This is a genomic window from Sinorhizobium sp. FG01, assembly GCF_002531875.1.
In the GTDB taxonomy this organism is placed as follows: Bacteria; Pseudomonadota; Alphaproteobacteria; order Rhizobiales; family Rhizobiaceae; genus Sinorhizobium; species Sinorhizobium fredii_C.
On record NZ_NWTB01000015.1, the window covers coordinates 1 to 13974 of the forward strand.

Sequence of the window (13974 nt, forward strand, 5' to 3'; positions counted from 1 at the left end):
CACCGCCGGCAGCTTCAGTTCGACCGTCTGCAGGCCGCCGTCGACCTCGCGGGTGACGTTGACCTTGCCGTCGCCGATCTCGACCTTGGAGGCGAAGGTGCCCTGAGCCCAGCCCAAGAGCGCCGACAGCATCTGGCCGGTCTGGTTGGAATCGTCGTCGATCGCCTGCTTGCCGACGATGATCAGCCCCGGCTGTTCGGCTTCGGCGACACCCTTGACGATCTTGGCGACGGCGAGCGGCTCGACCTGGTCCTCGGTTTCGACGAGGATCGCCCGGTCGGCGCCCATGGCGAGCGCGGTCCTCAGCGTCTCTTCGGCCTTGGCCGGGCCGATCGATACGACCACCACTTCCGACGCCTTGCCGGCTTCCTTGAGCCGCAGCGCCTCTTCGACCGAGATCTCGTCGAACGGGTTCATCGACATCTTGACGTTGGCAAGCTCGACGCCCGAACCGTCCGCCTTCACCCGGATCTTGACGTTGAAGTCGACGACCCGCTTAACTGTGACCAAGATCTTCATGCTGGTTTTCCTAGTTCCTTGAGATGTTCTAGCTGAGGACACGCTAAGCCGGCCCGTTCGCCAGCAGCACCCAGAAGGCAAAGAGCGGTGTGCCGACCGAGCGCATGGCGTGCCTGGTTCCCGGCTGGTTGTAGAAGGAGCCGCCGACGCCAGGCGAGAACCAGGCGCCCTGCCCCTGTCGGAATTCTCCCTCCGACAGGACGAGATAGACCTCTTCCGGCGGGTGATCGTGGTCGGGATAGCGGACGTCGGGCGCCATGAGAGTGACGCCGAACCATAGGTCCCGCCGCTCCTCGAGACCGCCGGGGCCGATGATCATCGCATTGGCGTGGCCCTCGAAGAAATTCTCGCTCTCCGAGCCGTCATAATTTGTCCGGCGCCGCCATTCGAGCAGCGGTTCGATCGTCTTGAACCGATCGACCAAGCGGCGGAGCGCGTCGTGTTGTGTCTCGACGGCAAGCGCCGTGTCCAGATGGACGCAGACCGGCAGCCGGCTTCCGGGGCCGGGTCTTTGCACGCCCGGCACTTCAAGCGCGGAGAATATCTGCGCGATCGACCCGCGCGATTCCGTCGCCTGCGCGAACTGGTCGAAAGCCGCGGAGGCGGCGTCGACGAAAGACTGAAGGGCTTCGCTTCGAGCTGTCATTGCGTATCCCTCGTGCGGCCGGCAGGCCGCTCCCGGCGACCCAGCCCCGGCGTCAGATGTCCTTGAGAAGGCGAAGCGCGTCATAGATCGCCGCGTGGGTGTTGCGCGCCGAGACCGCGTCGCCGATTCGGAAGAGCTGGAACTTGCCGTCGGCGTTGCGCCAAACGGTTTGCGGCCTGCCGGCGATCAGCTGGTCGTGGGAAATCTCACCGAGATTGCTCGAGGCGGGCTTCAGCTCGAAATAGAGCTCGTCGAGCGGAATGGTGCCGTGGTTGATGACGACCTGATCGAAGGTCCGTTGTTTATTGACGCCGCCATAGTCGCTGCCGACATGGGCGACGAGTTCATTGCCGCTCTTCTCGACCGCTTCCAGCCGGTAGGTGACGGTGAAGGTCACGTCGAGCTTCTGCAGAGAGCGCATGTAGGGGACGAGGTTCATCGCCATGACTTCCGGCGCAAAGGAGCGATCGGGAGTCATGATCTCGACCTTGCCCCCTGCCTTGGCAATGAACTCGGCGGCCTGCAGGCCGGCATGGTCGCCGGCGTCGTCGAAGATCAGAGCGTTGGTGCCGGGCTTGACGTCGCCCGAGATGATGTCCCAGGCGGAAACGACCAGCTCGTTGCCCTTCGACAGAATGTCCGTGTGGGGCATGCCGCCGGTCGCAATGATGACGACGTCCGGGTTTTCCGCCTGAACCGTGTCCGCTTCCGCCCAGGTGTTGAAGTGGAAGGTCACGCCGTGCTTCTCGCACTGGCTCATGCGCCAGTCGATAATGCTTATCATTTCCCGTCGGCGTTCGCTCTGCGCCGTCAGCCGGATCTGGCCGCCCGGATCGTTGGCCGCCTCGAAGACGACGACCTCATGGCCGCGCTCGCCTGCCACGCGGGCCGCCTCCAGACCGGCCGGCCCGGCGCCGACGATCACAACCTTCTTGCGACGGTCCGCCTTGGCGATCGTGTGCGGCATCGTCAGCTCGCGTCCGGTCGCGGCGTTGTGGATGCAATAGGCGGCGCCGCCCTGATAGATGCGGTCGAGACAGTAGTTCGCCCCGACGCAGGGGCGAATGTCTTCCTCGCGTTTCCCGATGATCTTCCGGACGATATGCGGATCGGTCATGTGAGCGCGGGTCATCCCGACCAGGTCGACCTTGCCGGAGGCGATCGCATGGCGGGCGGTCGCGACGTCCGGGATTTTGGCGGCATGGAAGGTCGGGAAGTTGGTCGCGGCGCGAATCTCGCCGGCGAAATCAAGATGCGGCGAATTGGCCATGCCCTGGATCGGGATCACGTCGGTGAGGCCGGCGTCGGTATCGATATGGCCGCGGATGACGTTCAGGTAATCGATAAGCCCGCTTTCCTTGAGGCGCTTCGATATTTCCAGGCCATCCTCCCTTCCCGTTCCGCCGGGAAGACATTCGTCTGCCGTGTAGCGCACGCCAAGGATGAAATCCTCTCCGACGCGCGTTCGGATCGCCCTCAGGACGTCGAAACAGAAGCGCATGCGGTTGTCGAGCGAGCCGCCGTAAGGGCCGTCGAGTTCGTTCGTCAACGGCGAGGCGAACTGGTCGATGAGGTGCCCGTAGGCTTCGAGCTCGACCCCGTCCATGCCGCCCGCCTTCATCCGCTCGGCCGCATCGGCGAAATCCTTGATGATCCTTTCGATGTCCCAGTCTTCGATCTTCTTCGGAAAGGCACGGTGCGACGCCTCGCGGTGATGGGACGGCGCCACGACGGGCAGCCACTCACCCTTGTCCCAACGCGTGCGTCGGCCGAGATGGGTGAGCTGGATCATGATCGCCGCACCCTCCTCGTGCACGGCGTCGGTCATCTCCTTTATCCAAGGGACAATCTCGTCCTTGTAGGCGAGCAGATTGTTGAACACCGGCGGGCTGTCTTTCGAGACGGCCGCTGATCCGGCGGTCATCGTCATCGCCACGCCCCCCTTTGCCCGTTCCACGGTGTAGGCGCGATAGCGCTCCTTCGGCATGCCGTCTTCCGGATAGGCCGGCTCGTGCGCGGTCACGATGATGCGGTTGCGCAGCGTCAGGTGCTTGAGCTGATAGGGCTGAAGGAGGGGGTCGTTCGACATCTGCCGGGCTCCGGTCTAGAAAATTCACCCCGAACGCTACGCGGGAATGTACATTGGTGTCAATATAGAAAACAATAAAGTCATTAACGTTGACACGCATGTACATTTTTCTTGTACATCCTCTCACAATTTGCTAGGAGATAACCATGGAGCAGGTCTCAAACGACAGCGGCTGGCGCGGATCGCAGGAGGGTTGGCTGGAAGCGGCCTACGAATCCCTGCTGGAAGCAGGCGTGGATTCGGTAAAGATCCTGCCGCTGGCAAAGAGGCTCAATCTCTCGAGAACAAGCTTCTACTGGTTCTTCAAGGATCGGGAAGAACTGCTCGCTGCACTCATCGGTCGGTGGCGGGACAAGAACACCGGCAATATCGTCAAACAGTCGGAGGCTTATGCGGAATCTCTCGCCGAAGCGATGCTCAACGTCTTCGATTGCTGGCTGAACAAGGAGCTGTTCGACTCCAAGTTCGAGTTTGCCGTGCGCAGCTGGGCACTCCAGTCGGACGACATCCTGGCCGAGGTCCAGAAGGCCGACCAGGTCCGGCTGGAAGCCCTCAAACGGATGTTTATGCGTTTCGGTCATTCGGAGATAACCGCCGACGTCCGCGCCCGCACGACCTACCTGGTTCAGATCGGTTACATCTCGATGCAGACCCAGGAAGATGTCGCACTCCGTATGAAGCGCATCCCCGAATATATCGCGATCTACACGGGTCAGGTGCCGGAACAACGGGAGCTCGACCGCTTCTATTCCCGGCACGGCTACAAGCCCGACTAAGAGGTTAATGGAGACATGAGTGGCTCACTAAGAATTGGCATCATCGGAGGCGGCGGTTGGCTCGGCGGCGCCATTGCCACTTCGATCCTCGATGCTGGTCTGGTGCAGCCGCGCGATCTTTCCCTTTCCTATCGGCGCGAGCAACCGCACCGCTTTGCCGGTTCCTTCTGGACCACCGACAATCAGCGGCTGGCCGATCGCTCGGACGTTATCATTGTTTCGGTCCGACCCGCTGACTGGCCGCCGCTCAAGGTCGATGCCTATGGCAAGCTCGTGATCTCCGTCATGGCCGGTATTCGCTTGAGCCAATTGGCCGAACACCACAATACGGACCGGGTCGTCCGCAGCTTGCCCAACGCGGCGGCTGAGGTCGGCAAGTCCTATACCCCGTGGATCGGCTCCGGAGGCGTGAACGATCGAGATCGCGCCATCGTGTGCGCAATCTTCGATGCTTGCGGCACGCAGGACGAGGTCGCGAGCGAAAACGGCATCGACTACCTGACCGGCCTTTCCGGGTCCGGGCCAGCCTTCCCGGCTCTTCTGGCCGACGCCATGATGCGCGATGCCGTGGCACGCGGCATCAAACCGGATGTTGCGCGACGGGCCGTTACCGCCGTTCTGGTCGGATCCGGGCGACTCTTCGAGAAGAGCGGCGAATGTCCCGCCGATACGATGGAAGCCTTTGTCGGCTACCGCGGGACGACTGCTGCTGCAATCGAGGCGATGCGCGCCGCCGGCTTCGACGCTGCCGTCCGAAACGGGCTCGATGCCGCTTTTCAGAAATCGGTGACTATGGGAGAGCACTCCTGAGCCGATCGGATCTGGCGACCGCGGCAGGCCAGCTCCGTTAACAAACGCCGCCAAACAAAGGGAACGACAGTGAAAAAGCTCCTTGCATCAACCTGCCTTGCGCTTGGCGTCCTGGGAGGCGCGTCCGTCGCGAGCGCCGCGGAATGCGGATCTCTGACCATCGCGAGCATGAACTGGCAGAGCGCGGAAGTGCTCTCCAATCTCGACAGGTTCATCCTGAACGAGGGTTATGGATGCGACGCTGAAATCACCATCGGCGACACCGTCCCGACGATCACTTCGATGGCGGAAAAGGGCGAGCCCGATATCGCGCCGGAGGCGTGGATCGACCTGTTGCCCGATGTCGTGAAGAAGGGAACGGAAGAGGGCCGGATCGTGCAGGTCGGTTCGCCGCTGCCCGACGGCGGCGTACAGGGCTGGTGGATTCCGAAGTATCTGGCGGATGCCCATCCGGACATCAAAACAATTCCCGACATGTTGAAGCACCCGGAACTCTTCCCCGATCCGGAAGACCCGAGCAAGGGCGCGATCTTCAATGGCCCTCAGGGCTGGGGCGGCACGGTCGTCACCTCGCAGCTCTATAGGGCGTTCGAGGCCGAGAAGGCCGGCTTCAAGCTCGTCGACACCGGCTCCGCCGCCGGTTTGGACGGCTCCATCGCGAAGGCATACGAGTCCAAGCAAGCCTGGGTTGGTTACTATTGGGCGCCGACAGCGCTGCTTGGCAAATATCCGATGGTCAAGCTGGAGCCGGGCGTTGCGGAAGACGCAGCCGAGTGGAAGCGGTGCATCACCGTGGCCGATTGCCCTGACCCGAAGCCGAGCGCCTGGCCGGTCGACACCATCGTCACGCTGGTGGCCAAGCCCTTCTCCGAGAGGGCCGGCCCCGAGATCATGGAATACCTGAACAAACGCTCCTGGAGCAACGACACCGTCAGCAAGCTGATGGCCTGGATGACGGACAATCAGGCGAGCGGCGAAGAAGGTGCCAAGCACTTCCTCGAAGAAAACGAGGACGTCTGGACGAAGTGGGTGACGCCCGAAGCCGCCGAGAAGATCAAGGCGGCGCTCTAAGCCACTGACGCGTGGGCGCGCCTTGGCGCGCCCCATTCCACAGCCGAAAAAATAAAAAAGCATGCGCGGCTTCTTTGAACCGGGGAACCGAATGGACTGGTTTTTTAAATTTCCGAGCATGAACGACGACTCGCTCCGAGAGCTGAAAAAGCTCATCGACGAGGGATTCCGGGCGTTCACGCGCGCCTATGGTGATGGGATCGAGGTCTTCTTCTCGCCCTTGCAGCATTTCCTGATCGCCGCCGAGCGCTTCATGACCAAGACGCCCTGGCCGATCATCATGCTAATCATCCTTGTGATTGCCTGGGGTGCGAGCCGGAGCTGGAAGGTGGTGCTCGGCTGTCTCGTTACGCTGCTCGCCATCGGCTATTTCGACATGTGGGACGACACGATGCGGACGGTCTCGATGATCTTCGTCTGCACCGTTCTGTCGATCGCCGTCGGCATCCCGATGGGCATTCTGATGTCCCGTTCCGACCGCATGCAGCGGGTCGTGAACCCGGTGCTCGACGTGATGCAGACGATGCCGAGTTTCGTTTATCTGATCCCGGTCGTCATGCTGCTCGGCATCGGCAAGGTTCCCGGCCTGATCGCCGTCGTCATCTACGCCATTCCGCCGATGATCCGGTTGACCAATCTCGGCATCCGGCTGGTCGACAAGGACGTCCTGGAAGCGGCCGACGCCTTCGGCTCGTCGAGCTGGCAGAAGCTCAAGAACGTGCAGATGCCTCTGGCGCTGCCGACCATCATGGCCGGCATCAACCAGACGATCATGATGGCGCTCGCCATGGTCGTCATCGCCTCGATGATCGGCGTACAGGGCCTCGGCCAGCCGGTGCTGAAGGCGATCGCCAACCAGTACTTCACCCTCGGCATTTTCAACGGCCTCGCCATCGTCGGCATCGCCATCATCTTCGACCGCGTCAGCCAGGCCTATGGCAAGCGGCTGCAGAAGCACAGGGAGGTCGTCCATGGCTGATCATCGCTTCGACGGCATCAAGATCCGCAACCTCTACAAGATCTTCGGCCCGAACGCCGCAAGGCATGTCGAGGCCGTGCGCAACGGTCTCTCGAAAACCGAGTTGAATGCGAAATTCGGCCATGTGCTCGGCCTCAAGGACATCAACATCGAGATGCCCTCCGGCTGCATCCAGGTCATCATGGGGCTGTCCGGTTCGGGGAAATCCACCCTGATCCGCCACATCAACCGTCTGATCGATCCGACCGCCGGCGAAGTGCTGGTGAACGGCGTCGATGTGGTCAAGATGAACGAGATGGAACTGCGCGAGTTTCGCCGGCACCAGACGGCGATGGTGTTTCAGAAGTTCGCGCTTCTTCCGCATCGCAATGTTCTCGACAACACCCTCTACGGGCTCGAGGTCCAGGGTGTCGAACGCGCTAAGGCGGTCGAGATCGCCATGCGCTGGATCGAGCGGGTCGGGCTGAAGGGCTTCGAGAGCAAGTACCCAAACCAGCTCTCCGGCGGCATGCAGCAGCGCGTCGGCCTCGCCCGGGCGCTTTCCAACGACGCGCCGGTGCTGTTGATGGACGAGGCCTATTCGGCGCTCGATCCGCTGATCCGCATGGACATGCAGACGGTGCTTCTCGACCTGCAGAAGGAGATCAGGAAGACCATCGTGTTCATCACCCACGACCTCGACGAGGCGCTGAGGCTGGGCGACCAGATCGCCATCTTGCGCGACGGCGAAGTGATCCAGCAGGGCACCAGCCAGGACATCGTCCTCAGGCCGGCCGACGACTACGTGGCGAGCTTCGTCAAGGAGGTGAACCGCGGCCGCGTCATCCATGTGGACGCCGTCATGGCTCCGGTTGCGCCGGGCCATCCGGTCAACGGTGCGACTCTCTTGGCAGGAAGTTCGATCGAAGACGCGATCAAGGTCCTCGCCCATGGTGACGCCAAGGATCTGACCATTGTGAACGCCGCTGGCATGCCTCTGGGGAGCGTTGACCTCAAGACATTGGCTTCGGCCGCCGTCACGAGCAACTGACCGGCTCCGGGAGACCATCATCACGGCGCACGACCCTCCACGCATCGGATCTGAACATCCGATGCGGAAGAAGGCGCACGCGCGGCGCTCGACGACGAATTCCCCGGCTGACCGGTTGATGCCGGGGCCGTTTGACCGGGAATTCCAACGCGCCGGATCGGCGACTGCGCGGCACCGCGGCCGGCCCCATATGCCTTCTACGAAGGACGAAAACAGAACTGGAGATTGAGAATGTCAGATGAGGTTTCACTCGGCTTGGCGGAAGCAGAGGAACTGGCGAAACGCGCTTGCCTGGCGGCAGGCGCCACGGAAGCCACCGCCCGCTCGCTCGTCGACGCAACCTTGTCGGCCGCACTCTACGGCCCTCCCGTGCTTGGATTTCCCCACCTGGTGGATTATCTGAACAGCTTCCGCGAGGGGCGTATCAACTGCGATCCGGCACCGACCCTGCAACGCCCGTTTCCGGCGTGTTTCGTTTCCGATGCCGACCGGGGTATCGCACAGCTCGGCTTCGATCGCGCCTTCGAGGTTTTGGTTGGGACGGTGCGCCAATTCGGGGTGGCTGTCTTCACCCAGACGAACAGCTACACCGCCGGTGAACTGGGCTACTTCGTGCGAAGGCTCGCGGCGGAGGGAATTGTCGGGATCGCGGCGACGAACGCCAATGCAATGGTGGTCGCAAAGCCGGGCGGACCCGCCGTCTACAGCACGAATCCCATGGCATTCGGCTTTCCGCTCGGAGAAGGTTCGTTGCCGTTGATTATCGATCAGGCGTCGAGCGCCACGGCCTATGTCAACATCGTCGCAGCCGCTGCCGAAGGCCGCTCCATCCCCGAGGGCTGGGCCGTCGACGAAAATGGTGCGGACACCCAGGATGCCACGAAAGCACTCGCCGGTGCGCTCCTTCCCTTCGGCGGGCGCAAGGGAGCGAACGTGGCATTGATGGTCGAAATGCTATCGGCGGGGCTCTCCGGCGGGCCGTGGTCGCTGGACACGGCCGATTTCATGTCGGGCACGACGTCTCCAGCGGCGGGCTTGACGGTGGTCGCAATGATGCCGGGGCCCGCCGGCGCTGATCGTGTCGGACGAGTGCGCCAACAAGCAGCCCGGCTCCAGTGCCACGGCGTGTTCGTGCCCGGGGTCAGCGGCATCGAATATCCGCGGCCGCCGTCAGAGGGCCTTCGAATGCCGCGAAGTGTGTATGAAAACATCGTTAAAATCGCGGGCGCATGATCCCCCGGTTTAGCGGTCGGGCTGAAGAGACCTTCGAAAAGGCCCTCGCCTACTGCGACGCCTTCGCTAAGGAGACCGACGTCGCTCGATGGTCGGAACTAAATTGGCGGTTCCACAGCTGTCTCTACGAGGACGCTCAGCGGCCGTTCCTCGTCAACACGATCCGCTCCGTGAACGATCGGCTGGAACGATACCTGAGAGTTCAACTGACGCTGTCGAAAGGCCAGCAGACAGCTGACCGGGAACATCGGCAAATTCTCAATGCCTGCAGGGACATGGACGAGGAAAAAGCAGCGGACCTGCTGTATGCCCATATTATGAACGCCTGCAAATCCCTCCTGAAGCATCTTCCTGCAAAGAAGACCGCTGACAGGTAGCCGCCCCTTTCTTGTTGTTCTCTTTCGGCGCCGGCGGACGCCTGGCTACGCTTCCACGGTCACGTGGCCCAGGGGTTTGGAGCAACAGGCGAGGATATAGCCCTCCTCGATATCCTCCTCCGTGATGCCGCCATTGTGCACCATGTGGACCCGGCCTTCCGTCTTGCGCACCTTGCAGGTGCCGCAGATTCCCATCGAACAGCCCGAGGGGATCACCAGTCCCGCCGCCTTTGCGGCCACCAGGATCGTGTCCGTCTCGTTGCACCGGGCGCTGATGCCGGAGAGGGAGAAGGCGATCTCGGCCTGGTTCTGCTGATCGGGGACCACATCCTCGGGAACATCTTCGGCGTGCTCGGGCTCTGCCGTGAAGCTCTCCTGATGGTAGCGGCTCATCTCGTAGCCGAGACCGGCAAGCGCCTCGCGCACGGCCCGCATGAAAGGTTCGGGGCCGCAGCAGAACACCTCGCGGTCGAGATAGTCCTGGGCCATCAGGCCCAGCATGATCTGGTTGAACATTCCCCGATAGCCGGTCCAGGGCCGGAAGGGATCGGGTTCCTCGACCACCCATTTCAGGTCGATGCCGACGATGCGCGAGGCCATGAGTTCCATCCTGTCGCGCAGGATGATCTCGGAGGGACGGCGCGCGCAGTTGATGAAGACGATATCCGGCTCGCGCCCGGAATCGTAAAGCCAGGTGGTCATCGCCACCATCGGCGTGATGCCGGAACCGGCGGAGATGAAGAGGTATTTCTCGGCCGGGTGATGCACGATCGAGAATTTTCCCGCCGGGCCGATGGCCCTGATGCGCATGCCCTTGTGCAGCTTGTCGAGCATCCAACGCGTGCCGATGGACCGATCCTGCGCCTTGACGGTGATCGTCAGCGCCGTCGGCCGCGATGGTGAGGAAGAGATCGTATAGGTGCGGTAGAGCGGCCCGCCGGGAGCGGGCAGTTCCAGCGTGACGAACTGCCCCGGATCATGGTTGAACAGCGCCCCGGAGGGACTTTGAAAGCTGAAGGTCACCACGTTTGGCGCTTCCGGCGTGCGGGTGACGCATTCGAGCGGTTCGGCATCGCCCCAGAAGCTGAGTGTCTTGAACTGGCTCATCCGCTCACTCCGCCGCCACCCGAAGCGGCGCAACGGCGCGCTCGAGCCAGGCCGCATACCAGTCGACGAACTGCGTCACCCCGCTTTCCTGGCCCGGCGAATAGGGACCGGGAACATAGGCCGGAGAGAAGATCCCCTGCTGGTTGGTCTCGACGATCTCGCGATCTTCGTCATTGGTGGCGATCCAGACTTCCGTCAGGCGCTTGAGGTCGTAGTCGACACCTTCGACGGCATCCTTGTGCACGAGCCAGGTGGTCGTGACCTCGGTTTCCGTCGGGCTGATCGGCACGACCCTGAAGGTCAGCGAATGATCCGGCAGGAAGTGATTCCATGTCGACGGATAATGGAACATCAGGAGCGTGCCGGCGTCGGGCGGGGCAACCCGGCCAAGGTTTCTGGCGACGGCGGCCTTGCCGTCCATCGTATAGCTCAATGCCTTTTCCTGGAGCGGCATGCGTGCCAAACGGTATTGACCGTCACCAGCAAGGACGAATTGCGCCGGCGCGCCGGCGGCCGCGCAACGGTCGAAATGCACCTGCAGCCTCGGTGACACCCCGCCATCGGCCTGGACGCCGGCAACTTCCGGGTCGAGCGGGAAAGAGCGGCAGAGCGCCGGATGGTTGCTGCTGCAGTGATAGCACTCGCGGTTGTTCTCCCAAACCAGCTTCCAGTTGCCCTTCTCGACGATGGTCGAGGTGAAGGCGACCTTGGCATCCTTGAGTTCGTGGACCTCCAGATACGGGCGCGCCAGTTTGGCGAAGGGTTCGAAGTCCGGTGGCGTGTCGGACAGGCAGATATAGATCAGGCCTTCGAGATTGCGCAGGTTGACCGGCTTCAGCCCGAATTGCGACGCGTCGAACCCAGGTCCCATGTCGTTTGCCCAGATCAGTTTGCCGTCAAGGTCGTAGGTCCACTGATGATAGGGACAGACGAGCTTCGCCACCTGGCCTTCGCGCGCCTTGCAAACCAGCGACCCGCGATGACGACAGGAATTGTGGAAGGCGCGGATCTCGCCGTCACGGCCACGCACGATGATCACTTCATAGGCGCCGACGCGCAATGTGACGTAGCTGCCCGCCTTGGCGAGTTGGCAGGCCGGAACGGCATAAAGCCACTCCTTGTAGAAGATGTGCTTGAGGTCGAGTTCATAGATCTCGCGCGAGGTATAGAAGGGCTGCTCCAGGCTGAAGCCCGCGACGCGGCGGGCAAGCAGTTCATGGACGGATGGCGAATTGGCTGTCATGGGCTGATTCCAGGTGCGGTAGCTTCAAACTGAGCTGAATTATTCTTGCCCATGAACCCGTTTGACAACGGCATAAAATTTCATCTTGAATTAGGTGAGCTAACCTCAAGCGTCTGCACACCGACAGGAACGATTCATCAGAGGTCCGGATGCCAAGCCCCTATGACTTCTCCTCCATGACCGCGCTTATCTGCTTCGAGGCGGCGGCGCGAAATGCGAGTTTCAAGAAGGCCGCGCAGGAAATGAATGTGACGCCGGCTGCCGTCAGCCACCAGATCAAGGCGCTGGAGATGGACCTCGGATGCAGCCTGTTCCTCCGCCACCACCGCGGCGTCGAACTCACGGAGAAAGGAGCGCTTCTGTTCATCGCGATCCAGCGGGGGTTCGAGACGATTTCCGAAGCCGTCACCCAGATGCGCGAGCGCCCGGAAACGGTCGACGTCACGGTCGGGACCACCACGGCTATCAGTTCGCTGTGGCTCACACCGAAGATCTCGGCCTTCTGGAAGATCCATCCCACCGTTACCGTCTCGCAACTCGTCAGCGACGTGCCGGGAATGACCGGCCGCTGCGATCTGAGCATCCATTACGGCAATCCGCAGGGGACCGGAGTTGAATACCGCGCTCTCTTTCAGGACCACATCGTGGCTATGGGAACATCCCGTTTCGCCGCCGAGCATGGCATTACCAGGCTTGAGGATCTGGTTAAGGCACCGTTGATTCACTCGAGCAGCAAGGAAACAGGCTGGACAAGCTGGGACGACTGGTTTGCCGCGCTTGGATACCCGGAGCCCAAGGGCCGCAGTTTCTATGTCAACAACTACATGATCGCGCTTCAGGCTGCGCAGGACGACGTCGGGGCGGTGCTGGGCTGGGACGGGCTGGTCGGAAGCCTGATCGAGGAAGGACGGCTGGTGAAACTTGTTCCGGAGAGCATCCCCTCACCCGTGGGCTTTTACCTGAAGATCCACCCGCGCGCTTCGTCGAAGGCGCGGCTTTTCGCGGACTGGCTTGTTGCAAGCGCTTGAGGTCCCGCCGAGGTGCCGAATGAACGGCCCGCTTGCTGGGAATTCGCGTCGCTGATTTCGAAGGGGAAATGGTACGGTTGGGTGGTCTCGAACCACCGACCTCAGGTGCCACAAACCTGCGCTCTAACCAACTGAGCTACAACCGCACTCGGGGCGCGCGATCCAAATCGCTTGGGCCGTCGCGTTGGCGGCTCACATACGGTCACTTCAGCCGATTTGCAAGCCTTAACTTCAGATTATCAAGCAAAAAGACCGGATGGCAAGCACCCGGTCCTTTAAGAAAATTTGAACGGGCGTACAGCGCCGCGCATCTCACCAGACGCGCAAAAGGTCGCTGTAGCACTTTGAATTGCTGCATGTCTTTGTCCTTAAATCGAGGTCGATTTAAGGAGACATGCAGTAGGGACCGATCAGGCCTTCTTGAAGGTGGAAACGACCTTTTCGGCGGCTTCCTTGCCGGGCTTGGCAACGTTCTCGGCGACCTTGCGGGTGGCTTCCTGCATCGTCTTGGCCTGCTCGACGGCGACTTCGGCCTGCTTGCGGATGAAGGCGGTCTGCAGTTCGACCAGTTCGGAAAGCGACTTCACGCCAAGCAGCGCTTCCATGTGCGAGAGCGAGTTCTCGGCATTGGTGCGCAGCGCGTTGATCGCCTTTAGGCCGAGCTCGACGGAGCCGGACTGGGCGCTTTCGAGCGTCGCTTCGACGGTCTTCGTTGCCTCTTCGGCGGCGGTCTTCATCTTGGCATAGGCGTCCTTCGACTGCGCGGCGCCCTTTTCGGCAAACTCGCGGAAGCTGTCGGCGAACTTGGTCGGGTCAAAGGAAAGGGAAAATGCGTCTTCGGTCTTCTTGGTAGCCATTGGTATGCGCTCCTTCGTGTGGCCCTCTTAAGAGGCGCCTTGGTGAGTGATGCCGCTCTTATAATCGATCTCGTTGTGCATTGCAACAAAATTGTGCATTGCACAAAAGCCGCCGCTATTAACCTTGCGGGGCGAAAGGCGGGCGGAGAGCAGGACCGTCGCTGGACCCTCGCAGATGCGGCAGGTATTAATAGAGTGTTAACACGCAA

General features: G+C 61.7%; 15 protein-coding genes and 1 tRNA gene. 8 read left to right on the forward strand and 8 right to left on the reverse strand.

Annotation, left to right across the window (positions count from 1 at the left end):
- From CO656_RS22760 to CO656_RS22770, 3 genes are all read right to left on the reverse strand, one after another.
- Positions 1–519 (reverse strand): electron transfer flavoprotein subunit beta/FixA family protein (locus CO656_RS22760; RefSeq protein ID WP_097527238.1); only part of this gene is annotated, 519 nt, incomplete at its 3' end.
- 43 nt (positions 520–562) lie between these two features.
- On the reverse strand, positions 563–1165 hold the full coding sequence (locus CO656_RS22765; protein ID WP_097527239.1) for a dimethylsulfoniopropionate lyase: 603 nt from the start codon (positions 1163–1165) through the stop codon (positions 563–565).
- Positions 1166–1217: 52 nt separating this feature from the next.
- Positions 1218–3254, reverse strand: coding sequence for an NADH:flavin oxidoreductase (locus tag CO656_RS22770; RefSeq protein ID WP_097527240.1), 2037 nt, complete (start codon positions 3252–3254; stop codon positions 1218–1220).
- Positions 3255–3400: 146 nt separating this feature from the next.
- Between CO656_RS22770 and CO656_RS22775 the strand changes: the two genes are divergently transcribed.
- The 7 genes from CO656_RS22775 (at position 3401) to CO656_RS22810 (ending at position 9530) form a co-directional block, all read left to right on the forward strand.
- Complete coding sequence (locus CO656_RS22775) at positions 3401–4030, forward strand: TetR/AcrR family transcriptional regulator (protein WP_097527241.1); 630 nt, start codon at positions 3401–3403, stop codon at positions 4028–4030.
- Positions 4031–4045: 15 nt separating this feature from the next.
- A complete protein-coding gene (locus CO656_RS22780) occupies positions 4046–4840 on the forward strand; it encodes a pyrroline-5-carboxylate reductase dimerization domain-containing protein (RefSeq protein WP_097527242.1) in 795 nt (264 codons plus the stop codon).
- 69 nt (positions 4841–4909) lie between these two features.
- On the forward strand, positions 4910–5911 hold the full coding sequence (locus CO656_RS22785) for an ABC transporter substrate-binding protein (protein ID WP_097527243.1): 1002 nt from the start codon (positions 4910–4912) through the stop codon (positions 5909–5911).
- A gap of 91 nt (positions 5912–6002) precedes the next feature.
- Complete coding sequence (locus CO656_RS22790; RefSeq protein WP_097527294.1) at positions 6003–6890, forward strand: proline/glycine betaine ABC transporter permease; 888 nt, start codon at positions 6003–6005, stop codon at positions 6888–6890.
- Positions 6883–7920 (forward strand): glycine betaine/L-proline ABC transporter ATP-binding protein, encoded by a 1038-nt coding sequence (locus CO656_RS22795; RefSeq protein WP_179864825.1) that lies wholly within the window; start codon positions 6883–6885, stop codon positions 7918–7920. Before CO656_RS22790 ends, CO656_RS22795 begins: the two co-directional genes overlap by 8 nt.
- Positions 7921–8151: 231 nt before the next feature.
- Positions 8152–9153 carry an Ldh family oxidoreductase gene (locus CO656_RS22805; RefSeq protein WP_097527245.1) on the forward strand — a complete coding sequence of 334 codons (1002 nt, stop codon included), beginning with the start codon at positions 8152–8154 and terminating at the stop codon, positions 9151–9153.
- Positions 9150–9530 carry an FCD domain-containing protein gene (locus tag CO656_RS22810; protein ID WP_272938876.1) on the forward strand — a complete coding sequence of 127 codons (381 nt, stop codon included), beginning with the start codon at positions 9150–9152 and terminating at the stop codon, positions 9528–9530. The genes CO656_RS22805 and CO656_RS22810 overlap by 4 nt, the downstream gene beginning before the upstream one ends.
- A gap of 45 nt (positions 9531–9575) precedes the next feature.
- Here the strand turns inward: CO656_RS22810 and CO656_RS22815 are convergent, their stop codons facing one another.
- On the reverse strand, positions 9576–10637 hold the full coding sequence (locus CO656_RS22815; RefSeq protein ID WP_097527246.1) for a hybrid-cluster NAD(P)-dependent oxidoreductase: 1062 nt from the start codon (positions 10635–10637) through the stop codon (positions 9576–9578).
- A gap of 4 nt (positions 10638–10641) precedes the next feature.
- Positions 10642–11880, reverse strand: a complete 1239-nt coding sequence (locus CO656_RS22820; RefSeq protein WP_097527247.1) for an aromatic ring-hydroxylating dioxygenase subunit alpha — start codon at positions 11878–11880, stop codon at positions 10642–10644.
- A gap of 149 nt (positions 11881–12029) precedes the next feature.
- On the opposite strand from CO656_RS22820, the gene CO656_RS22825 reads away from it, so the two are divergent.
- Positions 12030–12908, forward strand: coding sequence for a LysR substrate-binding domain-containing protein (locus CO656_RS22825; protein WP_037424044.1), 879 nt, complete (start codon positions 12030–12032; stop codon positions 12906–12908).
- Between the two features lie 69 nt (positions 12909–12977).
- Here the strand turns inward: CO656_RS22825 and CO656_RS22830 are convergent.
- The 3 genes from CO656_RS22830 to CO656_RS22835 form a co-directional block, all read right to left on the reverse strand.
- A tRNA-His gene (locus CO656_RS22830) sits at positions 12978–13054 on the reverse strand.
- Positions 13055–13110: 56 nt separating this feature from the next.
- Positions 13111–13266 (reverse strand): hypothetical protein, encoded by a 156-nt coding sequence (locus CO656_RS30325; protein WP_179864826.1) that lies wholly within the window; start codon positions 13264–13266, stop codon positions 13111–13113.
- A gap of 52 nt (positions 13267–13318) precedes the next feature.
- Entirely contained in the window at positions 13319–13765 is a 447-nt protein-coding gene (locus tag CO656_RS22835) for a phasin (RefSeq protein ID WP_037424041.1), read from the reverse strand.
- Positions 13766–13974 lie beyond the last annotated feature (209 nt).